We start from the raw sequence: 25,126 nt of genomic DNA, 5'->3' as shown, positions 1-25,126 counted from the left end.
TCACGGATGCGACCGCCCGTGCGGCAGGCGTCAGGCCCGGAGCGCGGCGATCGGTCCCTCGCCCGCACGCAGCGCGGCGAGCACGGCCGCGGCGTCGTCGTAGACCTCGGCAGCGCCCGCTCCGCGGAGCTCGTCGCCCCCGATGCCACCGGTCATCACCGCGATGCACGTCACACCGACCCGGCCGGCGGACTCGACGTCCCACATGGCGTCGCCGATCATCACGGCGGCGTCGGCGGCGACACCGGCCTTGTCGAGCGCCACCCGGATGATGCCGGGGTCGGGCTTCGCCTGCTCGACGTCCTCCGAGCTCGTGATCGCGGTGAGCCACTCCTCGGCGTCGAGCAGTTCGCGGAGCCGTGCGAGTTCGTTCTCCGGCGCACTCGTCGCGAGCACCACGGCGTGCCCGGCCTCGGCGACCGCCCGGAGCAGGTCACGTGCACCGGGCAGCAGCCGGAGACGGGGCATCTGCTCGGCGTAGTAGGCGGAGTGGTACTGCTTGGCGGTGTCGCGCGTCTCGTCCGAGGCGTCCGGCAGCAGTTCCTCGAGCAGCTTCGCGGAGTCCATGCCGATGGCACGGTGGATCCGCCAGGCGTCGACGGACTCCCCCGCCGCCAGGAACGCGCGCCACCACGCGTCGATGTGCGCGTAGTTCGAGTCGGCGAGGGTGCCGTCGATGTCGAAGAGGACTGCGGTCGTGGGCGCGTCGGACATCACCCCATGGTGCCCGGGAGGCGCGGATCGCCTCCCAGGCACACGGTCACGTCGTCAGACGGCGATCGACTCGCCCGCCGGCAGGATCAGGACGGGCACCGGCCCGAGCCCGTCCGACCCGAGGAAGCGCGCGGTGGACTGCTGACCGACCTCGCTGAGCATCGCCTCGTGGATCTGCACGGCACGCTCCGGTGCGACGGCGCGGACGAAGTCCACGGCATCCGCCGTGTTCGTCCACGGGCCGCTGGTGGGCAGGAGCAGCGTCTGCACCGGCACGCCGGGCTCGAGGTACGCGTCGCCCGGGTGGAAGACGGCGCCGTTCACCAGGTAGCCGACGTTCGCGACGGTGGGGATGTCGCGGTGGATGACCGCGTGCTCCTCGCCGAAGACCTGCACCGAGAACGGACCCACCTCGAAGGCGTCACCGGCACGGACGGCAGCGACCCGGCCGTCGTGTGCGCCGAGCTGCTCGACGATCGCCTCGGGTCCACGGACCACGAGGGACTCGTTCGCGCCGAGCGCCGCGCGGACGGCTTCGACGTCGACGTGGTCGAAGTGCTCGTGGGTGACGAGCACCGCGACGGCAGCGCGGGCGAGGTCGGCGGCCTCGGGCGTGAACGTGCCCGGGTCGATGACGAGGGTGGCGCCGTCCTGCTCGAGGACGACCGTGGCGTGGTTGTACTTCGTCAACTCCATGTCGACAACACTACAACCGTGTTGTAGTTCCTCCGTGACGCCCCAGGTGAGGAACCGCTCAGTCGGCACGCCGGGCGACACGCTCGAACAGCTCCGGCAGCCGGGTCAGCAGGGCCCGTTCCTCGTCGTCGAGCTCCTCGCGGATGCCCGCGGCGAGCCAGTCGGTCCGTGCGTCCATGTCCTGCTGCAGCGCCTCCGACCCGGCGGCGGAGATGCGGATCACCGAGACGCGCCGATCGGCGTCGGAGACGGTCCGCTCCACGTACCCCAGGGCCGCGAGCTCGCCGACGGTGCGCGACTGCCCCTGGTGCTTCACGCCACGGCGGCGGGCGAGGTCCGCGATCGTCATCGGACCCTCACGGTGCAGGAACCCGAGCGTCGTCGTGTGCGTGGCGGGGAGCGCGTCCGCCTCGCGGCGCGCTGCGCGGACCACCCGCCCGATGGACTGCCGCAGCTCCGCGGCGAGCTCGTCGATCGGGTCCATGCCCGGAACGCTACCGCCTGACGGACTGGAGGCGCGGTGCCAGCCGGCACCGCGCCTCCAGTCCGTTGCTGGGTCACCTCAACTGCTGCGAACGTCTCCCGCTGCACCCTGCGCGTGGTCGCGGACGTCGGACGCGGCGCCCTGCGCCTCGTCCTTGACGGTCTGCGCCGCGTCCTGCGCGGTGCCCTTCAGGTCCTGCGCGTGCTCCTTCGCCACGTCGCCGAGCTGCGAACCGACGTCCTTCGCCTGCTCCTTGACCTCCTCGACGAGGGGTGCCGCCTTGTCCTTCAGCTCCCCGGCGAGTTCTTCCTCCTGCTCGGTCGTCGGCAGGAGCGAGGACACCAGCCAGCCGGCACCGAACGCGATGAGTCCGACGGCCAGCGGGTTGCCCTTGGCCTTCTCGACGCCACGCTGCGCGACGTCCTTCGCCTGCCCGGTCGCGCCGGACGCCGAACCCGAGGCACTCGAGCGTGCCGAGTCGGCCGCGCCCATCACGGACTCGCGGACACCCGCGAACCGGCTCTTCACCTTCTCGGTCTGACGGTGCGCGATCGCGGACGGGCTGACCTTGTCGGCGAGTGCGTCGACGTCGGAGCCGAGTTCGCCGCGGGTGCGTTCGATGTCGGCACGGATCTCGTCTGGGGTGCTCATGGCTTCCTCCCGGTGTTCGGCTTGAGGGTCTCGGGGACTTCCTTGGCGGTCGCGACCGTCTGCGGGGCGCCGGTGATCTCCTTGATCTCCTTGCGTCCACGCACGGCGAGGATCGCGGCGACGATCGCGTAGATGACGGCGATGATGAGTGCCGACCACGCGTTGCCGATGAGGTACCCGAGGCCCCACCACGCGGCGATCGACAGGAACAGCAGGGCGAAGACCGCGGTGAGTCCGGCGCCGCCGAACATCCCGCCGGCCTTGCCGGCCTTCTTCGCGGAGTCGGTGAGCTCGGCCTTCGCGAGTGCGACCTCCTGCCGGAAGAGGCTCGACAGGTCCTTCGACACCTCGGACAGCAGCTCACCGAGGGGCGTGGTCGCGGCCCGCTCCTCGGGGCTCGGCTCGCCGGGGGCCTGGGCGCCCGGGAACGTCTGACTCATACGCCGCTCCCGGTGCCGGTGGTGCCGGTGGTGCCGAAGTCGGTCTCGCCGAAGCCGGCCGCACCGGTCCCGGTGGTGCCGGTGCCGGTCACGTCGTCGATGGCGTCGGCTTCCTTCTCGTGCTTGACCTCGGTGGCGAGCGCCTTCGTCAGGCGGCCCGCGAGGAGCCCCGCGCCGGCGGCGATCGCGATGAACGTGCCCGGACGCTTCGCGGCGAAGGACTTCACCTCACCGAGGAGGGAGCCGGGATCGCGGCCCTCGAGGTACCCGGCGACGGAGGTCGCACGGTTCGACAGGTCGCGCACGACCTTCGACGCGACGCCCTGCTCGTCGTCGTTCTCGGCCATCCGGCCGAGCTGCTCGCCGATGCTGCGGAGGCCTCCGGCAGCGCGCTGCTGCTGGTCGGCCGCCTGGTCCTTGAGCGTGTCGGACGCCTGCCCGAAGAGCTGCTTGGCGTGGTCGGTCACCTCGGAGGCGACGTTCGACGCCTGCTCCTTCGCGGTGCCGGTGACGTTCTGGGCCTTCTCCTTGGCGTCGCCGGCGACGTCCTGGGCGGCACCCTTCGCCGCGTCGGCCTTGCCGCCGCCGGTGCTGTCGCTGCCGGCGCTGCCGGTGCCGGTGCTGCCGGTGCTGCCGGTGCTGCCACCGAGCGGTCCGCCGGTGCTGCCGATGCCGCCACCGACGCCGGCTCCGCCCGTGCCGGTGCCGATGCCCGCCGCTCCGGCCGCTGAGGGCACTGCGGGGAGCTGCTCGTCGGCGGGGATCGCGTCGAGCGGCGGGTCGTCCGGACGTGCCGCGGGGGTGGCGCTCGCGTACGAGGGGACCGTCACGCCGGGGTGGATCTCGTGCCCCTCGGCAGCGGCCGTGCGGTCGTGGATGGGCGTCCCGGCGTCGTTCCCGGGTGGGTTCGTGGTCATGGTCGGCCTTCCGGTAGTCGTCGCCACCGGTCCTGCACCGGCGGCGTGCAATCCGAACGTGCGCTTCGATCTCTGGAGCGGGTCACAGGAACTCCGGGATGCGCGGACCGGAGATCCGTTCAGCGCGGGTCCGGTTGGATCGGGGGATGCCCACCGTCTCCGTCGTCGTCCCCGTGCTGGACGATGCCGTGCACCTCCGCCGGTGCCTCGACGCCCTGGCGGCCCAGTCGGTGATCCCCGACGAGGTGATCGTCGTCGACAACGGCAGCCGCGACGACAGCGCCGAGGTGGCCTCCGCGGCGGGCGCGATCGTCCTCACCGAGCGCGTGCGCGGCATCGCCCGGGCCTCGGCTCGCGGCTACGACCGCGCTTCCGGTGACGTCATCGTCCGGCTCGACGCCGACTCCGTCCCGCCGCCCGGGTGGATCGCCGACGCACTCCGGCTCCTCGCCGACCCCGAGGTCGTCGCCGTGACCGGCCCCGGACGTCCTCGCGAGGGTGGCCCGGTCGTGCACCGGGTCTGGAACGCGGTCTACATGCGCCCGTACTTCGTCCTCATGTGGGCAGCGCTCGGCCGGCCGCCACTGTTCGGGTCGGCGATGGCGATGCGCCGCGAGACCTGGCTCGTGATCCGCTCGCGCGCGAACCGCGACGACGCCGAGGTCCACGACGACGTCGACCTGAGCATGCAGCTCGACCCGGGGTGGCGCGTGGTGGCCGACCGTGCCCTCACGGTGCAGGTGTCCGCGCGACCGCTGTCGAGCCTGTCGTCGGCCCTGACCCGGACGCGCCGCGCGTTCCACACGTTCCGCGTCAACGGGCGGCGTGCGAACCCGGTGCGGCGGTGGGCTCGTCGGTACCGGGTCACGGCACGCCAGCAGGCAGCTGCGCGCTGGACCCGGCGCTGACCGCGGCGCATCCTGCCCATCACGCGCGCAAATCCTGCCCATCACCCGCGCAATGGGAAGCCGAATCGCTCGTAGGAGGTCGGAAAGAACGACCTCCTACGAGCGGAACTGCCTCCTACGCGCGGAACGACCTCCTACGCGCGGAACGACCCCGACCCCGGCCCTGCCGCCGGCCGTGACCGCACGTGCGCCCGCTCCCCCTGCGGCCCGTACAGGCACAGCACCTCGGTGACCTCGTCCGTGACGTTGCCGATCCAGTGCGGGGTGTGGGTGTCGAACTCCACGACCTCACCCGGCCCGAGGTCGAGGTCACGCTCGCCGAGCAGGAGCCGTAACCGCCCGGACAGGACGTAGAGCCACTCGTAGCCCTCGTGGGTCGCGAGTGTCGGCTCGCCCCCGGGCGACCGCGGCGGGAACAGCTGCTTGAACGACCGCACGCCACCGGTCCGCCGGGTGAGCGGGACGACCACGCGGCCGCCGTGCATCTCCGGCTTGAGGTGCACACGCGGGTCCCCGGTCGGAGGCGCTCCCACGAGGTCGTCGAGCGGCACCTGGTACGCCCGGGCCAGCGGCAACAGGAGCTCGAGCGTCGGCTTCCTCTGCCCTGACTCCAACCGTGAGAGCGTGGACACCGAGATGCCGGTCTCCTCCGCGAGCGCGGCGAGCGTGACGTCGCGACGGGCGCGGAGCGCACGCAGTCGGGGGCCGACCGCGCCGACGACCTCAGCGGTCGTGCGCGGGGTGATCCGTTCCTCCCGGCCACGGTCGTGTGCTGCGCTGCCCATGACGGTCATGTTGCCAGACCAGCAAGGAAGTTTGCCAGTCCTGCTGGGTCATCCGCAGGATGCTCGCATGCGTGATCACTACGACGTCATCGTCATCGGCGGAGCAGCCGCCGGCCTGTCAGCAGCACTCATCCTCGGTCGTTCCAGGCGGTCGGTCCTCGTGGTCGACGCCGGCGAACCCCGCAACGCACCCGCCGAGGGCGTGCACAACTACCTCGGACGCGAGGGTGCCGCACCGCACGACCTGGCGAGGATCGGTCGCGGGGAAGTTGCCGCCTACGGCGTCGAGGTGACCGCCGGGAGGATCGTGGCCGCGTCCGCCACGTCCGGCGACGGCATCGACCCGGTCGGCTTCTCGGTCACCACCGACTCGGGCGCGGTCGTCACGGCGCGCAGGCTGGTCGTCGCCTCCGGCGCCGTGGACGTCCTGCCGGAGGTCCCGGGGCTCGCCGAGCAGTGGGGGCGCGGTGTGGTGCACTGCCCGTTCTGCCACGGATGGGAGGTCCGGGACCGGCGCATCGGCGTGCTCGTGACCACACCGTTCGGCGCTCACCACGCGCTCATGTTCCGGGCGCTCAGTGACGACGTGACGGCGTTCGTCACCGATCCGGGACTCGTTGACGACACCGCCCGTGCTGGTTTCGCGGCCCGGAGCATCACGGTGCTGGACGGTCCGGTGGCCCGGGTGCTGTCCGGGCAGTCGGGCGCACCGTCCGGGGTGCTGTCGGGAGTGGAGCTCGGCTCGGGCGAGGTCGTCGAACTCGATGCCCTCGCGGCGGCGAGCACCGCGGAGGCCCGGGTCTCGTTCTTGTCCGGGCTGGGACTCGTCGCCGAGGACCAGCTGATGGGCGACTTCCGGGTCGCGAGTGCGCTGGCGGTCGACGCCGTCGGGCAGACCTCGGTGCGCGGGGTGTACGCGGCGGGGAACGTGGCGTCGCCGATGGCCACGGTCATCGCGTCGGCCGCCGCCGGGACGCAGGCGGGGGCCGCGGTGCACGGCGACCTCGTGCAGGCGGACCTGGCGGCGGCGCTGGCGGGCGCGGGCGCTGCGGCGCGCTCGGGCGCTGCGGCGGGCTCCCGCGCGTGACGTGCGAGGTTCCGTACTCGGTGCGACTCCCGTGGCGTCTCACCGAGTACGGAACCTCGCACCACTCGCGCGGACCCTCGCACGGTGCGAGGGTCGGTCGCACCGCAGCGCGCGGCGGACCTCGCACGGTGCGAGGGTCAGTCGACGCGGTAGCCGGCCTGCGCCGCCAGGAGCGGCGCGAGCGTGTACAGCTGGTCGGCGCCGATCGTCGCTCCGCGGAAGCCCTCGAGCCGCTCGACCCGGTCGAGGTCGGCGCCGCGCAGGTCCACGTGGTCGATCCGGGTGTTCGAGCCCTCGGCCGCACGGATCCGCGTCCCGTCGAACGACACCCGGAGCAGTCGGGCATCGGCGATGTCCAGCTCGTCGATGACGCAGTCACGGAACACGACGTCGGTGAGGGTCGACCCGCGGAGGTTCACGAACCCGAGCTTCATCCCGATGAACTCGACGCCGTTGAGCCCGGCGTCGTAGAGCTCCGCGGAGCCCACGCGCCCGCCGGCGATCCGGACCTCGCGCCAGGAGCTGCTGGACGCCTTGAGCACCGGGGCGTCGAGCGTCTCGACGACCGAGTCGCGCACCCGCAGTCCGCGCAGGTCGGCGGCGTCGACGCGGAGCGTGCCGATGACGCTCTCCTCGATCTCGAGGTCTGGCAACCGCCCACCCGCGAGGTCGAACGTGCCGATGCGCTTGCCCTCGATGCGGTCCCCGGTGAGGACGTCGCCGGGGCCGGGCGCCCAGTCCTCGAGGTCGACGGGTTCGGTCAGGGTGATGCGCGGAGCGTCGGTACCGGAGGAACGTGCCATGCGTTCAGTCTGCCGGTCCGGTCCGACGTCGGAGTTCGCTGACGAGCACGTAGTCCTTCGCGGGGCCGTGCGCCTCCCACCGCACCGTCCAGTGCTCGGCGTCGCCGTCGAGCACGCCCGTGTAGGCATCGGGCGCGCAGGCGTGGTCGACCCGTTCGCCCCAGACCCAGTCGTGGAACACCCGGCCGTCGGCGAAGTGCACGGCCCAGCGGCCGTCGGGGTTCCGGCGCACGACGAGGGTCCGGGAGACCGGGGTCTCGCGGTCGGCGAAGCGCATCGTGCCCGCTTCGTCCCAGCGGACCTCGTCCGGTCCGGCGGCCGCCAGCGTGGTCGTGCCGACGACGGTGCCCGCCGCCCCTGCGCGCCGGTCGTCGACCGTCCGTCGGAGCTCCCACTCCCCCAGCAGGTCCGTCGGCAGCAGCACCGGCCCAGGCTACCCGCGGAGGGCCTCCGCCCGGGCTGACCGGTGCTCGTCGTCCGTGATGACACCCCGCCGGTGCAGGTCGTCGAGCTCGGCGAGCCGCTGCTCGAGTGGCTGCGCCGGTGCGAGCGTGTTGCTCTGCATCGCCTTGTACGCCAGGTCCTCCTGCAACGTCAGGGGGTTCTGCCCGCGGTTCGCCATCCGGGTCCCGCGGTAGATCGCGAGGGCGATCACCACGACGAAGCCGATCCCGATGACCACGGCGCCGAGCGTGATCATCGATCCGGCGATGTCGTACCCGACAGGTATCAGCGGGTTGTTGGTCTCCTCGAACGCCATTCGCGCCCCCTCGTGCTCGTGCGGTGACGAGAGCGTAGCGCGGCTCGGGTGCGCGAAGGAGCCCATCACGCGTGCAATGGGAAGCACTTTCGCGCATGGGGTGCAGGAACTTCCTGCCTCCTACGAGCGATTCCGCTTCCCACGCGCGGTTCCGCCACCCACGCGCGGAACGGCACCCGAGACCCTCACCCGCGCAGCGGCCCCGACGCGGGCACGTTCGCGCCGTCGGCGAACCCGGCGACGAGCTCGCGCAGGGCCTCCTCGGCGGTGTGCCGCGGCTCCCACCCGAGCTCCGTCCGTGCCCGATCGGTCCGCATGATCGGGACCCCCGCGGCGATGTCCACCCAGCCGGCGTCCGTCGCCTGCAGGCGGAGCCGCCAGGTCAGCGTGACGATGCCGCAGATGAGCCACAGCGGCACCCGGACGGCGCCGAGCATCCCGAACGCCCGCGCCAACCGCGGCGGGTTGAGGACGGGCGCCGCGGCGATGTTGAAGGGACCTCCGGCCCGCCGGTCGATCGCGCGCCAGTAGGCGTCGGCGACGTCGTCGGCGTGCACGGCCTGGAACACGAACGGCAGCGGCAACGGCAGGACCGCCCACCGGATCCACCGGACGATCGACATCGGCACGAACGGCCCGAGGAAGATGCCACGGATCTCGGCCGCCGCACCCCGCTGGAAGATCAGCCCGGGGCGGAGACGAGTGACGACGACGGACGGGTGCTCGGACTCGAACGCGTCCATCGCGGCCTCGTTCGCGGCCTTGTGGATCGCGTAGGTCGCGGTGGGGATGCCCGTCGCCGGCCAGGACTCGTCGACCGGGGTGCGCTTGCCGTCGACGTCGACTCCGCGGTACGCGCCGACGGAGGACGCGACGACGACCTGCGGGACACCGGCTCGGGCGACGGCCTCGAGGACGTTGTCCGTCCCGGTGACGTTCGTCCGGTACTGCGCGGGGATGTCGTGCGTCGGCTGGAGCGCCCACGCCAGGTGCACGACGGCGTCGGCGCCCTGGAACACCCGCACGAGTTCGTCCACGGCGGACCGGCCGCCGACGTCGACGGCGTGCCAGCTGGCGACGTCGTACGGCGCGACCCGGGCGTCAGGCAGCCGTCGCGCGACACCGACCACCTCGAGCCCCGCGTCGGTGCCCGCAAGACCGGCGCCCGCACGACCGTCCCCGCGCAACCGCGCCTCGGCGAGCCGCCGGAGCACGGCCGTCCCGACGTTGCCCGTCGCGCCGACGACGACGATCCGCATCAGGCGGCGGCCAGTGCGGGGTCGAGGACCACCTTCACGCAGCCGTCCTGCTTCTTCTGGAACACCTCGTACATGTGCGGGGCGTCCTCGAGGGACACCCGGTGCGTCGTGAGGTCGAGCGCGCCGAGCGGGTCCGACGGGTCCTGCACCAGCGGCATGATGTCGTCGATCCAGTGCTTCACGTTGCACTGCCCCTCGCGGATGGTGATCTGCTTGTCGAACAGCGTCATCATCGGCATCGGGTCGGCCATCCCGCCGTAGACGCCGCTCAGCGAGACGGTGCCGCCGCGACGGACGAGGTCGATCGCGGTGTGCACGGCGGCGAGCCGGTCCACCCCCGCGGTCTCGATCGCCTTCTGCGCGAGCGCGTCCGGCAGCAGTCCGGCGGCGCGCTGCGCGAACCCGGCGAACGGGTTGCCGTGGGCCTCCATGCCGACCGCGTCGACGACGCCGTCGGGGCCGCGTCCGTCGGTCAGGTCGACGAGCTGGGACACGAGGTCCTTCGACAGGTCGAACACCTCGGCCCCGTGCTTCGCGCCGAGGTCGCGGCGGACCTGCTCCGGGTCGACGGCGAGGACGCGGTAGCCGAGGTGTGCGCCGATCCGTGCGGCGAACTGCCCGACCGGGCCGAGGCCGAGCACCGCGAGCGTGCCGCCGTCGGGGACGTTCGCGTACTGCACGGCCTGCCAGGCGGTGGGCAGGATGTCGCTGAGGAACAACCAGCGGTCGTCGGGCGTCCCGTCGTCGGGCACGACGATGGGGCCGTAGTCGGCGTGCGGCACGCGGAGGTACTCGGCCTGCCCACCGGGGACCTGGCCGTACATCTTCGTGTAGCCGAACAGGGACGCCCCGGTGCCGTACTCCGTCACCTGGGTCGTCTCGCACTGCGACTGCAGGCCGTGCTGGCACATCCAGCAGTGGCCGCAGGAGATGTTGAAGGGGATGACGACACGGTCACCGACCTTGAGGTTCGTGATGCCGCTGCCGACCTCCTCGACGATGCCCATCGGCTCGTGCCCGAGGACGTCCCCCTTGTCGATGTACGGGCCGAGCACCCGGTAGAGGTGCAGGTCGGAGCCGCAGATCGCCGTCGAGGTGATCCGCACGATCGCGTCGGTCGGCTCCTGGATGGTCGGGTCTGGGACGGTCTCGACGGACACCTTCTCGGTGCCCTGCCAGGTCAGTGCGCGCACGTCGCGTTCCTCTCGTGGTCGCTTCGAGCCGGCCTGGAGGCGCGACTCACGTCACCCTCGTCGGTACGCCCCCGCCCCGTGGTGCGTTCCCAGCCGCGCCGGTCCGGTGCGTTCCTTGGCGGACGCGATCCGCGCCTCCAGGCCCGCCCGTCCGGTTCAGACGACCGGATCCGCGAGGACGGAGGCGAGCACCTGTTCGTGTTCCGCCCGGTCGCCGGGGCCGGCGCTGCCGGCCAGCATGATGAGGGACTTCCACAGCGCCCAGCCGCGCGCTCGCGACCAGGCGTCGGCGTCGAGCCCGGCGGCCTCGCGGAGGACCTGCCGTGCGTCCCCCTCGAGGAACGTCCACGCGAGCACCAGGTCGCAGGCGGGGTCACCGACCCCGCACGTGCCGAAGTCGATCAGGGCGCTGAGGCGGCCGTCCCCGTCGACGAGCAGGTTGCCCGGTGCGACGTCCCCGTGGAACCAGACCGCCGGGTGTTCCCAGCTGGTCGCGGTGGCGGCGGCCCAGACCCGTTCGCAGGCGGCACGGTCGACCGCGTTCCCGAGTGCGTCGAGTGCCGTGACGACCTCGTCGGAGTAGGCCGACGGATGCGCTCCCCGGTGGAACGAGTGCTCCCCGGCTGCCGGTCCACCGGCCGCGGGGATGCTCCGCAGCTGCCGGAGCACGGCGCCGACCTCGGCGGCGAACCGCTCCGTGTCGAGGCCGTCGGCGTGCTCAACCACGGTCCCGTCGAGCCAGCGTCGGACCGACCACGGGAACGGGTAGCCCGCACCCGGTGCACCCAGCGCGACGGGCTCGGGCACGGCGATGTCGAGCCGACCGGCGAGGTACGGCAGCACGTCCTGCTCCTTCTCGACCGCGGGGACGTACCCGGCGGCACTCGGCAGGCGGACGGCGAGGTCGTCGCCGAGCCGGAAGGTGCGGTTGTCCCACCCCTGGTGGTCGACCTCGCGCACCGGCAACCCGTCCCAGTCGGGGAACTGCGCGGCGACGAGCCGGCGGACCAGCGTCTCGTCGATGGAGGGCACCTCGGTGTGCATGCGCCCAGGTTAGGCTCCGGCCATGGCCACCGTCTCCGAGCTCCTCTCCGCGAACCTCCACGACGTCTTCGGCAACGACGACGTCGCTTCCCGCCGTGCTGCGATCGAGCGCGTCTACTCCACCGACGTGGCGTTCACCGACCCGGAGGGTGTCGTCGTCGGCTGGGACGCCCTCGAGCAGAAGGCCGCCGGGCTCCTCGAGTCGGCGCCGGCCGGGTTCCAGTTCGTCGAGGAGGGACGCCGCTACGTCTCCGAGACCCACGGGGCACTCGCGTGGGGATTCGGTCCGGTCGGGGCTCCCGCGGTCCGGGGCATCGACGTGATCGAGGTCCGCGAGGGCGTCATCGTCGCACTGACGACGGTGCTGGCGGAGCCGGACGCGGTCTAGTCCCACCGGGGTCGGGGTCAGCCGCGCAGTCGGGCCCGTTCGGACGGCGGCAGGTGCTCGGTCGCCGTGAGACGGGCAGCGGGCGTCAGGAACCGTCCGCTCCGCTCGAGGAACGCGATCAGCGCGGGCTCCGAGGCACGCTTGCCGGTCTCGCGCAGCACCCACCCGAGCGCCGACTGCACGGTGTCGCTGCGCTCCCGGACGAGTCTGCCCGCGATGCCGAGCGGCACGTCCGCGTCGCCCTGCTTCGCGAAGGCCAACGTCGCCACGACCGCGACCCGACGGACCATCGCCACGTCCGACTTCACGAGCGCGAACAGCGGGCCGGTCGAGCCGCCCACCATCGGTGCACCCACGAGCTCCTCCGCCACCAGGTCGACGAGCACGGTGTCCTCGAAGCGCTCGGCCTTCGCCGCCGACAGGTACTCCTCGGTCAGCTCCGGGTCGGACCGTTCGCGCATCGCCTGCACGAGCAGCAGCACCGCGACGAGCTGCGCGCCCGCGTCCTCGCTCCACAGCAGTGCCGAGCGTTCCCCCTCGTCGAGGTCGGCGAACTGCCGCGCGACCCTGCGGGCCGCCGGCACGTCACCGGACGTCCGCGCGAACGCCGACAGGACGGCCTCCGCATCCGCGTGGTTGCTCCCACGACCGGCCTGGAGGCGCGTCACGCGACCTCGCCGGCCGTCGCCACGTTCCGGAGTGCGGCCCGGCGACCACGCACCAGGACGATGACCGCCACGACCACCAGGAACGCGGCGAAGAGCCAGGTGCCCACCTGCGGGTCGACGAGCCGGGCGATCCACGCACCCGCCGGCGAGCACACCGCAGCGGTGATGCCGACCGTCAGTCCGATGCGCAGCTCGACCGCGCGCCGCCGGAGGTTCGCGACCGTGCCGGACAGCGACGTCGGCACCATCGTGAGGAGCGACGTCCCCTTCGCGAGCAGGTCACCAGCGCCGAGGACGACCTCGAGCCCGGGCACGATGACGACCCCGCCGCCCACGCCGACCAGCCCGGAGAGCACGCCGGACAACAGGCCGAGCAGCAGGAGCACGAGCGCTTCGACGATCCCGAAGTGCACGTCACCGCCCCGGGTCGGGACGGTGGTGAACAGGGACACCAGGACGACGGCGATGAAGCCGACGAAGATCCACGGCAGGACCCGCAGCGGGAGCGCCCGCAGGAGCCGCGCGCCGATCGGTGCGCCGACGACGCTGCCGATCGCCAGGGTCAGCGCGGCGAGCCAGTGCACCTCACCCTGCACGGCGTAGGTGATGGCGCCGACGACGGCCGCGGGGGCGATCGCCACGAGGGACGTCGCCGATGCCCGGCGCTGGTCGAGGTGCAGGAACGCCATCAGTGCAGGCACGACGACCACGCCGCCGCCGACGCCGAACAGGCCGGAGAGCACGCCGGCGACGATCCCGATCGCCACCAGCACGAGGACCCGTGCGCCGCGCTGCTCCATCCCGCCAGGGTATCCGGGCGCGACTGCGGCGGCGGGAGGGTCAGACCGCGTAGCGCTGGGTGGCCTCACGGATGGCGGCCGCGTGGAGGTAGATGTCGTCGAGGTTCTCGATGGGGTGCTTCGTCTCGACCTTTCCCTCGTCGAACAGACCGAGGTACTTCTGCTTCTTCCCGTTGAACCACAACCGGGCGATGGGCTTCCGGTTGTTGTCATCGAGCAGGACGGCGAAGTAGGACTTCTGGTCGCGGTGCGCGATGCGGTCGGGCTTGACCTCACTGCACGCGATCGCCTTGACGATCTGGTAGCCCTCGAGCTCCTCGAGGGTCGTCTCGATCTCAGTGTCACGGTCGAGGTCGTCCTCGGCGACAGCTGCACTCGTGACGGTCTCTGCTGGCGCCTCAGCTCCGACCGGTGCACTGTACGACGCACCGAGTGCCGTCTTGAGCCGGTCGTTGACCTGCTCGTTGAGGAACTGCTTCGACGCCTTCGCGACCAACGTCGTGAACTGAGTCCGTGCCTCTTGTGTGAAGCGACCGTCGTAGACGCGGGACGTGAAGAGACGGACGAAGTCCTCTTCCGGCTCGCGGAACTGTGCGGCGATGGCACGTTTGATCGAGCCGACGTACTTGAGTTCCTCGGCCGCGCTGATGACCGAGTCGAGGTCGAACACGTCCTTCGTCAGCTTGCTGAGTTCGGGGAGGAGGGTCTCGTCGATGGCGGCGAGGTCCAGTACCAGGAACGGTCGATCGTCCATCTTGTTCGGTGCGTCGAGGTCCGTGTAGAAGTTGTAGACCTCGCCGTTGGTCAGGACGGCGATGCGTGCGTTCGTGACCGAGAAGTACCGGAACAGCTGCGATGCGTGCTCGATCTTCAGCGGCTCGGTCGACTTCTTGCACTCGATGAGGATCTGCACCTCACCGTCGCGCATGATCGCGTAGTCGACCTTCTCGCCACGCTTCACACCCACATCGGCAGTGAACTCAGGCACGACCTCGAGCGGGTTGAAGACGTCGTAGCCGAGGATCGTCGAGATGAACGGCATGACGAACGCGTTCTTGGTCGCTTCCTCCGTCTGGATGGCCTCGCGCTGGTTCTGCACCTTGGTCGCCAACGCGGCGAGCCGCTCTTCGAACTCCATTGTTCCTCCCCTGGGTCACTGCAACCGTAATTGATGACCCGTCAGCATTCACGAGGGGCCGCCACCCCATTCGGGGTGACAGCACCCCAACCTATGGCATGTAGAACATCAGCGTTCAGTGATGCCGTCAGGAGCAGTAGTCGTCCTCCGGCTCGCTCGTGCTGCCGACGTACACCGTCGCCACCCGGTCACCCTCGTACGGCACCTGAAAGACGATGTACCGCTCGCCGGAGTGGACAGCCCAGAACGTGTCGCGGGTGCCGCCGACGGGGTCCTTCCGCGTCTGCACCAGGTCCGGGTAGGCGGCCTTGACCTCGTCGAGCGTGCTGCCCAGGCCGATGCCGTCGAACGTCCTCGGTCCGACGAGCTGACCAGGGGGACCGTTCTCCTGCCCGATGATGACCGAGCCGACAGCGTCTCCGGCGACGATCTCGACCACGTTCTCGCCTCCGGGCCCGTCCCAGATCCGCGCGTTCGGGTTGGGGCACCCGTACGGGTAGATCACGGCCCCCTTGTCGTCGACCCGCGGAGGCGCCGGCGCGAACCCTGCGCGGAGGGCGGCGTCGTCGGCGCCGGTCAGGCTCCCGAGCGTCGCCGGACCGACGGCGTCGGCCGAGATCGTCCACGTCGACCAGTCCGCCGCCGAGTACGGCGGCGCGGTCACAGTCGGCGTCGGGGTGAGGACCGGCGTCGGAGCGTCGACGACCGGTGCCGAGGACGGCGTGACGGCACTCGTCGGTTCACGGGTCGCGCTCGGGCTGGATTCCGGTGCTGCCGTGGGCGAGGTCGGGATCAGGCCGAGGGCCACTCCACCGCCGGCGGTACCGACGGCGAGCAGGGCGATGACCGCGATCACGATGCCGGTCCGACGTCCGCGATGCCTTCGCGATTCGGCGCGCTTCAGCACGTTCTGCTTCATCGAGACGAGCATGCGCTGCAGGTCGTCTCCGATCGGGGGTTCAGAGTTCATCGCTGCACCTCCTTCGTCGCTCGGGACCCTCGCCGTGGTGCGGGCCCTCCGGGACGGAGACCGAGCAGCTGTGCGGCCTCCGCCCATGTCCGACCGTCGACGAGGCAGAGCTCGACGAGTCGGCGGTCGGTGTCGGGGAGCGCGGCCAGGTCGTCCTGGACCCAGCGCAGCGGCTCCCCTCCGGCGACGTCGGCACCGCGCGGCCCGGCGTGCGATCGGCAGACCGCGAGGAGCCACGGCAGCAGCAGTCCGGTGGGCAGGTACAGCCCGTCGGCGTGCTTCCAGAGCGACAGCAACGACTCCTGCACGACGTGCTCGACGTCGGCGGAGGTGGCGGTGACCGCCCACGCGTAGCGCGTCAGCACCGGTGCGAACCGGTCGAACGCCGTCGCGAGCGCTGTCTTGTCCCCGGACACCATCCGGCGCACGAGGACCGAGTCGTCGTCTCTCACGGAACCCCCTTCACTTCAGGAGTGTCGGGAGAACGACGATCCTGACGAACTTCGCGGAACTTCGTGAGCAGAAATGGTCGGGTGCCCTCGAGCGACCCGACCATTTCTGCTCACGAAGCGGGCGCGGCGACGAAGCGCCTGCGCGGCGACGCCCGGCGACGCGCGAACCTCAGCGGAAGTGCAGCACCTTCAGCGGGTCGACGAGCGTCCCGCCCTGACGGACCTCGACGTGCACGTGCGGCCCCGTCGACTGCCCGGTGTTGCCGGACCGCGCGATCTCGTTGCCCTTCGTCACGATCTGCCCCGTCTTCACCTCGATCTTGCTGAGGTGCGCGGTGAGCACCGTGGTCATGCCGTAGGTCACGACGACGTAGTTGCCGTACGAGGCGTTGTTCGCGACGGCGCTCGTGACCGTCCCGGTGCCCGAGGCGTACACGGCGGTGCCGATGCCGACGGCGGAGTCGGTGCCCTGGTGGTAGCGCGGGACGTGTCCGGCGCCGCGGTCGTCGCCGTACTTGCCGGAGATCTTGGTGCTCGCGACGGGCCAGAGCAGCCCGGTGACTGATCGGGTCGACCACACGCGGGTGTCGGTCTTGCCGTAGAGGACCACGTTGCCGTCGACCTGCACGAGCAGCTGCCCGGTGCCGGCGCGGCTCGTGGCACTGGCCCACAGCGCCTTCTTCGCCGCGCTGTAGACGACGAGGTTCCCGTCCGCCTGCACGGCGGCGTACGCGTTCTTGTTGCCGGTGGTCTTCGTGGCCCAGACCTGCTTGCCGTCGACGACCTGCACGAGGACGCCGTCGGCGCGCATCGTCAGGGTGCGGGAGTTGGTGCGGTCGGATCGCAGCACGGTACCGGGCAGGATGACGTTCCCGGCGGCGATGCTGTCCTGGTAGGTCGGGAACTCGACGACGCTGTGGTTCGCCGTGTTGATCATCCGCATGGTGCCGTCGGGACGGACGCCGAAGTTCCGGCCGACCTGGCCGGCGCCGCCCCAGAGGGCGATGCGCACGTTGTTGTACACGATCGCGAGGGTGCCGTTCGCGCGGATCTGGGCGAACGCGCCGGACTTGCCGGACGTGTTCGAGGACCAGAGGACCTTGCGCCCGATCCCGTACTCGACGAGGTTGCCGTCACCCTGCATGACGAGCTGGAACTGCCCGTTGTTCGAGGTGACGGAGTCTCCGGGCCAGAGCGTCGCGCCGGCGGGGACGGTGCCCGTGTAGACGGCTGGAGCGGCGGTGGCCGGAGCGGCGGTGCCCACGAGCCCCGCGGCGACGGCGGCGAGTGCGACGACGGTCGCGAGGACCCGAGCGCGGACTGGGCGTGGGCGTGCCGTGGACGACGAGGTGCTGCGCATGATTCCCCTGGGCTGGGATCGCAGGGAGGCGATCCGGGTGGCGGTCACGCCCCTGCGCGACCGTTCGGCGACACGCCCGATACGCGCCGCCGAACGATGTTCACCTTTTCAGGGAGGAGAAACAACCCCCTTGACACCGCCTGGTGAACCCCAGTTCCGGGGGTACGGCGGCGTGTCACGGCATCTGGAAGAACTCCTTCGGGGCACCGAGGAGCGCCTCGAGCTTGTGGAACGACTGCGTCCAGCCGGCGATGTTCATGTCGCGCATCATCTCGGGGAACGGGCCCTGGGTCAGCGTGACGATCGTGCCGTCGCCGTCCTCGGCGAACTCGAGCGTGAGCGACAGCGGCGTGCCGTCCTCGATCCCGGGGATGCCGTTCGCGACCTGGGTGCCGACGATGACCCGGTTCTCCTCGATCTCCTGCAGCGTCGACGTCACGGGCGAGGTCCACTCGGGGTTGTCGTTGCTGACCATCGTGAGGTTCCAGGCGCCACCGACGCGAGCGTCGACCTCGACGGTCGCGGCGGGGACGTGGAAACCGAGCGGGCCGAACCACAGGGCGAGGAGTGCCGGGTCGACGAAGGCGCGGTAGACGTCGGTGACGGGGTACGAGAACCGGTGGGTCGCGTGGGCGGTGAACTGTTCGGTCATGACTGCTCCTGGATGTGGTGGTGGTGCGTGACGGGGGTGACGTCCGTGCGGGCGGCGAGCACTGCCTCCAGGCTGTCGAAGCGGCTGTCCCAGACGGGCTGCAGCCCGCCCAGCCACGCGCCGAGGTCGACGACGGCCTCGGGCCGGAGGCGGCACGTGCGCCAGGTGCCGTGGCGCTCACGGGTGATGAGGCCGGCGCGCTCGAGGATCCCGAGGTGCCGGGAGATCGCCGGGCCGCTGACGTCGAACGGGGCGGAGAGGTCGGTGACCGTGGCCTCGCCCTTCCCGAGTCGTTCGACGATGCGCCGGCGGATCGGGTCGGCCAGCGCGGACAGGACGTCGTCGATGCGGTCGGTGTCCACGCGGGCCTCCTTGCTGAACCTGCCGGTTAATTAACTGACGTGTTCAGTATGGGCGTCCTCCCGGCAGCGCGCAAGATGGAGTCATGCCGACGCCGAACTCCGCCTTCGTCCCGCCCGCCACCCACACCACCCGCCCCGACCTCGGCGGCACCTTCGGGATGGCCGCCTCGACCCACTGGATCGCCACGGCCACGGCGCAGTCCGTCCTCGAACGCGGCGGCAACGCGTTCGACGCCGCGGTCGCGGGCGCGTTCGTGCTGCACGTGGTGGAACCGCACCTCAACGGCCCCGGCGGGGACCTCACCGCGGTCTTCGCCACGGCCGACGACCCCACGCCGATCGTGCTCTCCGGCCAGGGCCCGGCACCGGCAGCGGCCACGCCGGAGCACTACCGCGCCGAGGGCCTCGACCTCGTCCCCGGCTCCGGCGCCCTCGCCGCGGCCGTCCCCGGAGCGGTCGACGCGTGGCTCCTCCTGCTCCGCGACCACGGCACGTGGGACCTCGCCGACGTGCTCGCCCCGGCGATCGACTACGCACGCGACGGACACCCGGTCGCGCCCGCCGTGGTGCGCACGATCACCGCCGTCGCCGGCCTGTTCCGTGACCACTGGCCCACCTCTGCCACGCAGTGGCTGCCTGGAGGCGCGGTGCCGGTCCCCGGGGACCTGGTGCGCAACGAGGCACTCGCGTCGGTCCTCGACCGGCTCGTCGCCGCCGGCGACGGCGCCGGCAGCCGCACCGCCCGCATCGACGCCGCGCGGAGCGAGTGGGCCGACGGCTTCGTCGCCGCCACGATCGACCGCTTCGTCCGGCAGCCGCACCGGCACTCGTCCGGCTCCGACCACGCCGGGGTCATCCGGGCCTCCGACCTCGCCGCGTTCCGGGCGTCCTACGAGCCCGCGACGACCGCCGAGTTCCGCGGGTGCACGATCGCGAAGACCGGCGCGTGGGGGCAGGGTCCCGCGCTCCTGCAGACCCTCCGGCTGCTCGAACCGCTCGACGACGCCCTGCTCGACCCGTCCACCGAGATCGGCGCCCACACGGTGGTCGAGGCGCAGAAGCTCGCGCTCGCCGACCGCGAGGCGTTCTACGGCGACGGTGACGTCCCCCTCGACGTGCTGCTCTCCGACGCGTACTCCGACGAGCGCCGCGCGCTGATCGGCGAGCGGGCGTCCGCGGAGCTCCGGCCCGGCTCCGTCGGCGGCGTCGCGCACGCGCTGCCCCCGGTCCGCACGCAGCACGAGGCCGAGGCAGCCGGTGCCGTCGCCGGCAGCGGCGTCGGGGAGCCGACCGTGCAGGTCGCCCGCGCCGCCGAGGTCCCGCCGGCCGCTCCCGTCGAGGACCGCGGCGAGCCGTTCGTCGCGCCGGACGGCGAGACGCGCGGCGACACGGTCCACATCGACGTCGTCGACCGCTGGGGCAACATCGTCAGCGCGACCCCGTCCGGCGGCTGGCTGCAGTCGTCGCCCACCATCCCGGAGCTCGGGTTCTGCCTCGGCACGCGCCTGCAGATGACCTGGCTCGAGGAGGGCACGGCGTCCACGCTCCGACCCGGCGAGCGCCCCCGCACGACCCTGACGCCGACGCTCGTCCTGCGCGACGGCGTCCCCGTGGCCGCCCTCGGTTCCCCGGGCGGTGACCAGCAGGACCAGTGGCAGCTGCTGTTCCTGCTGCGGTGGATCGTCGGCGGGTACTCGCCGCAGCAGGCGATCGATGCGCCGTCGCTGCACACCACGTCGTTCCCGGGGTCGTTCTGGCCGCGCACGTGGGAGCCGGCGGGGCTCGTGGTCGAGGACCGACTCGGCGACGAGGTGATCGCTGGCCTCGAGGCACGCGGGCACGTCGTCACGCGTGCCGGCGACTGGTCCCTCGGTCGGATCTCCTGCGTGACCCGCGATCCGGAGACCGGCGTGCTCGGAGCCGCGGCGAACTCCCGCGGCGGGCAGGGCTACGCGGCGGGCCGCTGACCCCTGCGACGCACTGCGCGGACCCACCGCACGACGTTCACGACCGGGTAGGCGAGCGTCAGCAGGGCGACGACGGCCATGCCGAGCGCGGCGACCCACGCCGCCTCGGGCTGGACGAGGATCCGGACGATCTGGACGACGGCGTTGATGCCGACGGCGGCGAGCACGAGTGACGCGGCGATCCGCCACACCAGGCCGAGCCGGGTGACGGGTGCCTCGGGCTCGGCGCCGCCTTCGGGCGCGGTGTACGCGAAGCCGATGTTGCCGGGGCTGGCGTTGGCGATGCTCCTCCGGAGCGTTGCCTCGTCGCGTTCCGGTGCCCGGCTCGGCTCCCGATTCACCGGCGTGCGCGGACCCACCGCACGACGTTCACGACCGGGTAGGCGAGGAAGAGTGCAGCCAGGACGAGCAGTCCGAGCGCCCCGACCCACGCGCCGCTCCCGGGATCGGTGTTGGCGTCCTGGAGCAGCGGGACCATCCGGACGAGCGCGTTCACTCCGAGCACGGCGAGCACCAGCGAGGCGACGACCCGCCAGACGAGCCCGGCCCGGGTGACGGGAGCGGCGACGGACGCACCGGCGCCTCGCTCCGGGGGGTCGTAGGGGATCCCCATCGTGACCTGCGTGCCGCTCTCGTTGCGCGGCCGCGCCACGGCCTCGGTGTGGTCGGCGTTCCCGGTCATGGCCCCCTCCTGCCCGGTGCCGGTGCGGCCCCGTGGGCTCACGATAACCACACGGGGCCGGGTCGTGCCGGAATCGTTACCGAAGCGGTCTCAGGCGGTGGGGACGACGACCGCACGTCCGGAGAGCTCGCCGGCCTCGAGCTTCCGGTACGCCTCGAGCGCGTCCGCCAGCGCGTACCGCTCGACGTCGGGCACGATCTGGCCGGCTCGGTACATCGCGACGACCTCGTGCAGGTCCGCGATGGTGCCCCAGTAGGTGTTCGTGATCGTCGACTCGTACGGCGTCGAGAAGAAGTTCCACTCGGTGGTCCCGCCGGCGATGCCGACGACCGTGAACCGCCCCCCGATGGCCATCGACGCCTGGGCGGTCGTGATCGTCGGGGTCGCGCCGACGAAGTCGAACGCGGCGTCGACGCCGCGTCCGCCGGTGATCGCACGGATGGCGGCGACCTGGTCGGGCCCACCGGGGACGGTGATCGCGCCGCGTTCGGCGGCGCGGTCCATGGCATCCTGCTTCATGTCCGTCGCGATGACGGTGGCGCCGGTGAGGGCGGTGAGGATCTGGACGGCGATCTGCCCGAGGCCGCCGAGTCCGACGACGAGGGCGTACTTGCCCCCGCCGGCGAGGTTCGGCAGCGCGTTCTTGATCGCGTGGTACGGCGTGAGTGCGGCGTCGCTGAGCGGCGCGGCGGCGATCGGGTCGGCGTCGCCGAGCGGCACGAGGTTCCGGGCGGGGACGGTGACGTACTCCGCCATGCCGCCGTCGCGACCGAGGCCGATGCCCATGTACGGGTTCGTCGCGGCGTTCTCGCAGTAGGTGTCCTGCCCCTTGGAGCAGTACGAGCAGTGGCCGCAGCCGACCGGTCCGTAGACGAGGTACGCGTCGCCCTCCGTGAAGCCGGTGACGCCGTCGCCGACCGACTCGACCCAGCCGGAGTTCTCGTGGCCGAGGACGAACGGGGGCTGCTGGGCGCCAGGGGCGCCGGCGGCGAACTCGCGGTACACGGCGACGTCGGAGTGGCAGGCGCCGGCACCGGCGACCTTGAGGAGCACCTCCCCCGGCCCGGGAGTGGGCTTCGGGACCTCCGTCAGGGACGGGAAGGTCTGGTACTGCTCGAACACGACGGCGCGCATGCGTCTCTCCTTTGATTGCCACTCACGCTACACCTGTCGTTTAAAACGCCCGATCGGATCCTGCGTCTTCCCCGAGAGCGCGTTGCGAGAACGTTCGTTCTCCGATTGACTCGGGTGCGACGGTCCCACCCGGGACCCATCCCCCACACGAAAGGAGCGGCCATGCCCACGCGCACCGCACGTACCGCCTGGAACGGCGGCCTCGAGGACGGCTCCGGCCAGGTCGAACTCTCCAGCTCGAAGGTCGGCACCTACGACGTCTCGTTCCCGAAGCGCGCAGCCGACGACGCCGGCGGCACCACCAGCCCCGAAGAACTCATCGCCGCAGCGCACTCCGCCTGCTACGCCATGCAGTTCTCCGCCGTCCTCGGCGAGGCCGGCGGCACGGTCGAGGCCCTCGACGTCAAGGCCGACGTCTCGCTCGGCCCGGACCCGGCCGGCGGCTTCCGCCTCACTGGGATCGTCCTCACCGTCAGCGGCGAGGTCGCCGGCATCGACGAGGCGACCTTCCTCAAGGCCGCCGAGGACGCCAAGGCGACCTGCCCCGTCAGCAAGGCGCTGACCGGTGTCGAGATCACGCTGCACGCGACGTTCGAACAGTAGCGAGCAGGCGCAGGAGCCGGGACCACCCGGCGGACTGGAGGCGCGGTGCCAGCTGGCACCGCGCCTCCAGTCCGTCATCCACCTACGCTGGGTGCCGTGCCCCGTCGCCTCCTCGCCACCCGGACCCACGCCACCCTCTGGCTCGGTCTGCTGGCCGTCGTCATCGGCGCCGTGCTCGTGCTCACCGCACCGCCGTCGTCGTCCGGGTGGTTCGCGTTCGCGCCGCAGTCGGACTACGCGTTCGTCGCCGGGACGCGACCCTGGCAGCTGACGGCCGGGCCGGTGCTCGTGCTCGTCGGCGTGATCGCGGCGGCGTTCACCCTCGGCCGGCTCAGTGTCCGACGGAGCCGCTGACCCGTCCAGCTGACGTTCGGACTCGCGCGCCCGCGACTGGCACCATGGCGGGATGGCCGAGCAGTTCCTCCCCGGCGTGCCGCGACCGGGGCGACCACCCCGGCCCCGCGTGCGCAACCTCGCACAGCACGACATCCGCGACGCCCGCGCACGGCTCCGCGGCACCATCTACGAGGACGTCGCGCCTGACACCCGGCCCCGCGAGCAGTACTCGCCGGTGCAGATCGTCGACTTCTGCCTCGACCTCGCCGAGGTGATGCTCGCCTCCGGTGCCGACACCCGGAGCGTCGAGACCGCCGTCGTCGCCGTGTCGACGAAGTGGAACCTGGCACCGCTCGACCTCGACTTCTCCGGCAGCTCGGTGACGATCCAGTACGCCCCGTCCGACACCCCGCCCCTGCTGAAGGTCCGGACCGTGCAGTCCGACGGCTCCGACCTCGACCGGCTGGCGCGGGCGAACCAGATCGTCGACGACCTCGTCCACGACGAGCGCGACATGACCTCGGCGGTGAGCGCCCTCGTCGCCGTGCTCCGGATGCCGCCGAGGTGGCCGACGTGGCTCGCGGACGTCGGTCTGTCGATCCTCGGCATCTCGATCGCGATGCAGGCCGGTGGCGGGTGGCGTGCCGGCCTGGGGGCGTTCGTCCTGATGCTCGGGATCATCGTGTCCGGCCGCTGGCTGACCGGGCGGGGGTTCCCGCAGTTCTTCGTGTCCGGCGCGCAGGGAGCGGTCGCGTCGGCGATCGGCACGCTGGCGATCTGGGCCGACGTCCTGCACCCCGGCCAGGCGGCGACGATGGTGGCCGCGCTCGTGGTGCTCCTCTTGCCGCACCCGTCGCTGGTGACCTGGGCGCAGGACGCGATCTCCGGGTTCCGGGCCATGGCCGTCGCGCGGGCGTTCTACATCGGGCTCGTCATCGCGGCCATCGTGGTGGGGGTGCCGGCCGGCATCGCCGTGACGAAGTGGCTGCACATCGAGGTGGACCCATCCGGCATCGTCCTGCCGGTGCTGTCGCTCTGGGCCTCCCTCGCGCTGACGGTGGTGTCGGCCGCGGCGAACTGCTTCGTGCAGCAGGCGAGCGCGCGGGTGATCCCCGTCGCCGTCGTGTTCTCGGTGGCCGCCGGCGCGGCGCTCCGCGGCCTGCGGGACCTCGGGCTGCCGCTGCTCGGGGCGACGTTCCTCGCCGCGGTGCTCCTCGGCGTGCTGTCGACGATCGCGGCGGCGCGGATGCGGACGGCGGTCGCGGCGATCTCGGTGCCGGCGTTCTGCGGTGCACTCCTGCCCGGCGTCGCGGTGTCGAACGCGCTCCTCAACTTCATGTCGGGGTCGTCGAGTGCCGCGCTGGACTTCGTCGCGGCGGTGTCCGTGGCGCTCGGGATCGGGGCGGGCCTCGTGCTCGGCGGGCTCGTGGCCACGCCGGGGGCACGACGTGCCCTGCGCCGGTCGCGGCGGGTCGTCGTGCACTCGGTGCACAACGACACCACCGCGATCCCGGTCATCCGCGACTCGGGCTACGACCCGGGCAACGGTTCGACGCCGAGGGGCCCGCGGCCGCGCTGACGCGCAGCGGCGCTGCGCGGGCGGCACGCAAGCGCGTGCACGGGCGCGGGCACGGGCGCGCGCATGCACGGGCGCGCGCGCAGACCGCCGGTCAGCCGGCGTCGGAGACGGCGCTCGACACCGCGGTGGGGGCGTCGTACTCGCCGTCGGGGATGTTCTTCAGGGCCTCGAGGATCTCCCCCTCGGCCCCCTCCTTCTCGGCCGTGGCGACGATGTCGTCCTTCGAGGCCGGGTAGTCGATGCCGCTGAGGTACTTCTGGACCTGGATCGGGTTCGCTGATGCCATGTCGGCTC

Annotated in this window: 32 protein-coding genes; 7 read left to right on the top strand and 25 right to left on the bottom strand. The window is 72.0% G+C overall.

From position 1 onward, the window contains the following. Positions 1-30: 30 nt before the first annotated feature. The 6 genes from DEJ28_RS01670 to DEJ28_RS01645 form a co-directional block, all read right to left on the bottom strand. Entirely contained in the window at positions 31-714 is a 684-nt protein-coding gene (locus tag DEJ28_RS01670) for an HAD family hydrolase (protein ID WP_111114247.1), read from the bottom strand. 54 nt (positions 715-768) lie between these two features. Next, complete coding sequence (locus tag DEJ28_RS01665; protein WP_111114246.1) at positions 769-1,410, bottom strand: MBL fold metallo-hydrolase; 642 nt, start codon at positions 1,408-1,410, stop codon at positions 769-771. A gap of 58 nt (positions 1,411-1,468) precedes the next feature. Further along, the gene (locus DEJ28_RS01660; protein WP_111114245.1) at positions 1,469-1,894 is read right to left on the bottom strand and encodes a MarR family winged helix-turn-helix transcriptional regulator; all 426 of its coding nucleotides are present in this window, start codon (positions 1,892-1,894) and stop codon (positions 1,469-1,471) included. 78 nt (positions 1,895-1,972) lie between these two features. After that, complete coding sequence (locus tag DEJ28_RS01655; protein ID WP_111114244.1) at positions 1,973-2,545, bottom strand: DUF3618 domain-containing protein; 573 nt, start codon at positions 2,543-2,545, stop codon at positions 1,973-1,975. Further along, a complete protein-coding gene (locus DEJ28_RS01650) occupies positions 2,542-2,985 on the bottom strand; it encodes a phage holin family protein (protein ID WP_111114243.1) in 444 nt (147 codons plus the stop codon). The genes DEJ28_RS01655 and DEJ28_RS01650 overlap by 4 nt, the downstream gene beginning before the upstream one ends. Next, positions 2,982-3,902, bottom strand: a complete 921-nt coding sequence (locus tag DEJ28_RS01645; RefSeq protein WP_111114242.1) for a hypothetical protein — start codon at positions 3,900-3,902, stop codon at positions 2,982-2,984. The genes DEJ28_RS01650 and DEJ28_RS01645 overlap by 4 nt, the downstream gene beginning before the upstream one ends. A gap of 146 nt (positions 3,903-4,048) precedes the next feature. Between DEJ28_RS01645 and DEJ28_RS01640 the strand changes: the two genes are divergently transcribed. Beyond that, the gene (locus DEJ28_RS01640; RefSeq protein WP_111114241.1) at positions 4,049-4,810 is read left to right on the top strand and encodes a glycosyltransferase family 2 protein; all 762 of its coding nucleotides are present in this window, start codon (positions 4,049-4,051) and stop codon (positions 4,808-4,810) included. Positions 4,811-4,944: 134 nt separating this feature from the next. Here the strand turns inward: DEJ28_RS01640 and DEJ28_RS01635 are convergent, their stop codons facing one another. Then, positions 4,945-5,595 (bottom strand): helix-turn-helix domain-containing protein, encoded by a 651-nt coding sequence (locus tag DEJ28_RS01635; RefSeq protein ID WP_111114381.1) that lies wholly within the window; start codon positions 5,593-5,595, stop codon positions 4,945-4,947. A gap of 67 nt (positions 5,596-5,662) precedes the next feature. Here DEJ28_RS01635 and DEJ28_RS01630 point away from each other — a divergent pair, with 67 nt between their 5' ends. Next, on the top strand, positions 5,663-6,682 hold the full coding sequence (locus DEJ28_RS01630; RefSeq protein WP_111114240.1) for an NAD(P)/FAD-dependent oxidoreductase: 1,020 nt from the start codon (positions 5,663-5,665) through the stop codon (positions 6,680-6,682). Positions 6,683-6,819: 137 nt separating this feature from the next. Here DEJ28_RS01630 and DEJ28_RS01625 read toward each other — a convergent pair whose 3' ends face one another. The 6 genes from DEJ28_RS01625 to DEJ28_RS01600 all read right to left on the bottom strand — a co-directional run bounded on the left by DEJ28_RS01625 (position 6,820) and on the right by DEJ28_RS01600 (position 11,741). Further along, a complete protein-coding gene (locus DEJ28_RS01625; protein WP_111114239.1) occupies positions 6,820-7,485 on the bottom strand; it encodes a pentapeptide repeat-containing protein in 666 nt (221 codons plus the stop codon). Between the two features lie 4 nt (positions 7,486-7,489). Next, positions 7,490-7,909, bottom strand: coding sequence for a DUF6314 family protein (locus DEJ28_RS01620; protein ID WP_111114238.1), 420 nt, complete (start codon positions 7,907-7,909; stop codon positions 7,490-7,492). A gap of 9 nt (positions 7,910-7,918) precedes the next feature. Further along, positions 7,919-8,245, bottom strand: coding sequence for an SHOCT domain-containing protein (locus tag DEJ28_RS01615; protein WP_111114237.1), 327 nt, complete (start codon positions 8,243-8,245; stop codon positions 7,919-7,921). A gap of 185 nt (positions 8,246-8,430) precedes the next feature. Further along, positions 8,431-9,504, bottom strand: a complete 1,074-nt coding sequence (locus DEJ28_RS01610) for an NAD-dependent epimerase/dehydratase family protein (RefSeq protein ID WP_111114236.1) — start codon at positions 9,502-9,504, stop codon at positions 8,431-8,433. Beyond that, positions 9,504-10,697: a zinc-dependent alcohol dehydrogenase gene (locus tag DEJ28_RS01605; protein ID WP_111114235.1), complete on the bottom strand. Its 1,194-nt coding sequence runs from the start codon at positions 10,695-10,697 to the stop codon at positions 9,504-9,506. Before DEJ28_RS01605 ends, DEJ28_RS01610 begins: the two co-directional genes overlap by 1 nt. Positions 10,698-10,853: 156 nt before the next feature. Further along, a complete protein-coding gene (locus tag DEJ28_RS01600) occupies positions 10,854-11,741 on the bottom strand; it encodes an aminoglycoside phosphotransferase family protein (RefSeq protein WP_111114234.1) in 888 nt (295 codons plus the stop codon). Between the two features lie 22 nt (positions 11,742-11,763). Between DEJ28_RS01600 and DEJ28_RS01595 the strand changes: the two genes are divergently transcribed. Then, positions 11,764-12,129, top strand: a complete 366-nt coding sequence (locus DEJ28_RS01595) for a nuclear transport factor 2 family protein (RefSeq protein ID WP_111114233.1) — start codon at positions 11,764-11,766, stop codon at positions 12,127-12,129. Between the two features lie 17 nt (positions 12,130-12,146). On the opposite strand, the gene DEJ28_RS01590 is transcribed toward DEJ28_RS01595, so the two are convergent. The 8 genes from DEJ28_RS01590 to DEJ28_RS01555 all read right to left on the bottom strand — a co-directional run bounded on the left by DEJ28_RS01590 (position 12,147) and on the right by DEJ28_RS01555 (position 18,531). Further along, entirely contained in the window at positions 12,147-12,797 is a 651-nt protein-coding gene (locus tag DEJ28_RS01590; protein ID WP_181433587.1) for a DNA alkylation repair protein, read from the bottom strand. Further along, positions 12,794-13,597, bottom strand: a complete 804-nt coding sequence (locus DEJ28_RS01585; RefSeq protein ID WP_111114231.1) for a sulfite exporter TauE/SafE family protein — start codon at positions 13,595-13,597, stop codon at positions 12,794-12,796. The genes DEJ28_RS01590 and DEJ28_RS01585 overlap by 4 nt, the downstream gene beginning before the upstream one ends. 40 nt (positions 13,598-13,637) lie before the next feature. Next, positions 13,638-14,735 (bottom strand): type I restriction endonuclease, encoded by a 1,098-nt coding sequence (locus DEJ28_RS01580; protein WP_111114230.1) that lies wholly within the window; start codon positions 14,733-14,735, stop codon positions 13,638-13,640. A gap of 127 nt (positions 14,736-14,862) precedes the next feature. Next, on the bottom strand, positions 14,863-15,705 hold the full coding sequence (locus DEJ28_RS01575) for a hypothetical protein (RefSeq protein WP_111114229.1): 843 nt from the start codon (positions 15,703-15,705) through the stop codon (positions 14,863-14,865). Further along, a complete protein-coding gene (locus DEJ28_RS01570; protein ID WP_146248775.1) occupies positions 15,702-16,157 on the bottom strand; it encodes an RNA polymerase sigma factor in 456 nt (151 codons plus the stop codon). Before DEJ28_RS01570 ends, DEJ28_RS01575 begins: the two co-directional genes overlap by 4 nt. Before the next feature lie 169 nt (positions 16,158-16,326). Next, complete coding sequence (locus DEJ28_RS01565; protein ID WP_111114227.1) at positions 16,327-17,517, bottom strand: peptidoglycan DD-metalloendopeptidase family protein; 1,191 nt, start codon at positions 17,515-17,517, stop codon at positions 16,327-16,329. Between the two features lie 175 nt (positions 17,518-17,692). Then, entirely contained in the window at positions 17,693-18,169 is a 477-nt protein-coding gene (locus DEJ28_RS01560; protein WP_111114226.1) for an SRPBCC family protein, read from the bottom strand. Then, positions 18,166-18,531: an ArsR/SmtB family transcription factor gene (locus DEJ28_RS01555; protein ID WP_111114225.1), complete on the bottom strand. Its 366-nt coding sequence runs from the start codon at positions 18,529-18,531 to the stop codon at positions 18,166-18,168. Before DEJ28_RS01555 ends, DEJ28_RS01560 begins: the two co-directional genes overlap by 4 nt. Before the next feature lie 83 nt (positions 18,532-18,614). On the opposite strand from DEJ28_RS01555, the gene DEJ28_RS01550 reads away from it, so the two are divergent. Continuing rightward, positions 18,615-20,498 carry a gamma-glutamyltransferase family protein gene (locus DEJ28_RS01550; protein WP_111114224.1) on the top strand — a complete coding sequence of 628 codons (1,884 nt, stop codon included), beginning with the start codon at positions 18,615-18,617 and terminating at the stop codon, positions 20,496-20,498. Here the strand turns inward: DEJ28_RS01550 and DEJ28_RS01545 are convergent. The 3 genes from DEJ28_RS01545 to DEJ28_RS01535 form a co-directional block, all read right to left on the bottom strand. Then, positions 20,480-20,857 carry a hypothetical protein gene (locus DEJ28_RS01545; RefSeq protein ID WP_111114223.1) on the bottom strand — a complete coding sequence of 126 codons (378 nt, stop codon included), beginning with the start codon at positions 20,855-20,857 and terminating at the stop codon, positions 20,480-20,482. The genes DEJ28_RS01550 and DEJ28_RS01545 overlap by 19 nt on opposite strands. Further along, on the bottom strand, positions 20,836-21,180 hold the full coding sequence (locus tag DEJ28_RS01540) for a hypothetical protein (RefSeq protein ID WP_111114222.1): 345 nt from the start codon (positions 21,178-21,180) through the stop codon (positions 20,836-20,838). Before DEJ28_RS01540 ends, DEJ28_RS01545 begins: the two co-directional genes overlap by 22 nt. A gap of 90 nt (positions 21,181-21,270) precedes the next feature. Then, positions 21,271-22,314: an NAD(P)-dependent alcohol dehydrogenase gene (locus tag DEJ28_RS01535; RefSeq protein ID WP_111114221.1), complete on the bottom strand. Its 1,044-nt coding sequence runs from the start codon at positions 22,312-22,314 to the stop codon at positions 21,271-21,273. A 162-nt stretch (positions 22,315-22,476) separates the two neighbouring features. Here DEJ28_RS01535 and DEJ28_RS01530 point away from each other — a divergent pair, with 162 nt between their 5' ends. The 3 genes from DEJ28_RS01530 (at position 22,477) to DEJ28_RS01520 (ending at position 24,832) form a co-directional block, all read left to right on the top strand. Then, positions 22,477-22,917: an OsmC family peroxiredoxin gene (locus DEJ28_RS01530; protein ID WP_111114220.1), complete on the top strand. Its 441-nt coding sequence runs from the start codon at positions 22,477-22,479 to the stop codon at positions 22,915-22,917. A gap of 96 nt (positions 22,918-23,013) precedes the next feature. Next, positions 23,014-23,271: a hypothetical protein gene (locus DEJ28_RS01525; protein WP_111114219.1), complete on the top strand. Its 258-nt coding sequence runs from the start codon at positions 23,014-23,016 to the stop codon at positions 23,269-23,271. Positions 23,272-23,323: 52 nt separating this feature from the next. After that, complete coding sequence (locus tag DEJ28_RS01520) at positions 23,324-24,832, top strand: threonine/serine exporter family protein (RefSeq protein WP_111114218.1); 1,509 nt, start codon at positions 23,324-23,326, stop codon at positions 24,830-24,832. A gap of 91 nt (positions 24,833-24,923) precedes the next feature. Here the strand turns inward: DEJ28_RS01520 and DEJ28_RS01515 are convergent, their stop codons facing one another. Next, positions 24,924-25,118 (bottom strand): DUF2795 domain-containing protein, encoded by a 195-nt coding sequence (locus DEJ28_RS01515; RefSeq protein WP_111114217.1) that lies wholly within the window; start codon positions 25,116-25,118, stop codon positions 24,924-24,926. Positions 25,119-25,126 lie beyond the last annotated feature (8 nt).

Source organism: Curtobacterium sp. MCPF17_002, assembly GCF_003234115.2.
In the GTDB taxonomy this organism is placed as follows: Bacteria; Actinomycetota; Actinomycetes; order Actinomycetales; family Microbacteriaceae; genus Curtobacterium.
Note: the sequence above shows the minus strand (reverse complement) of the source record. Positions and strands in the feature narration are given on the sequence as shown.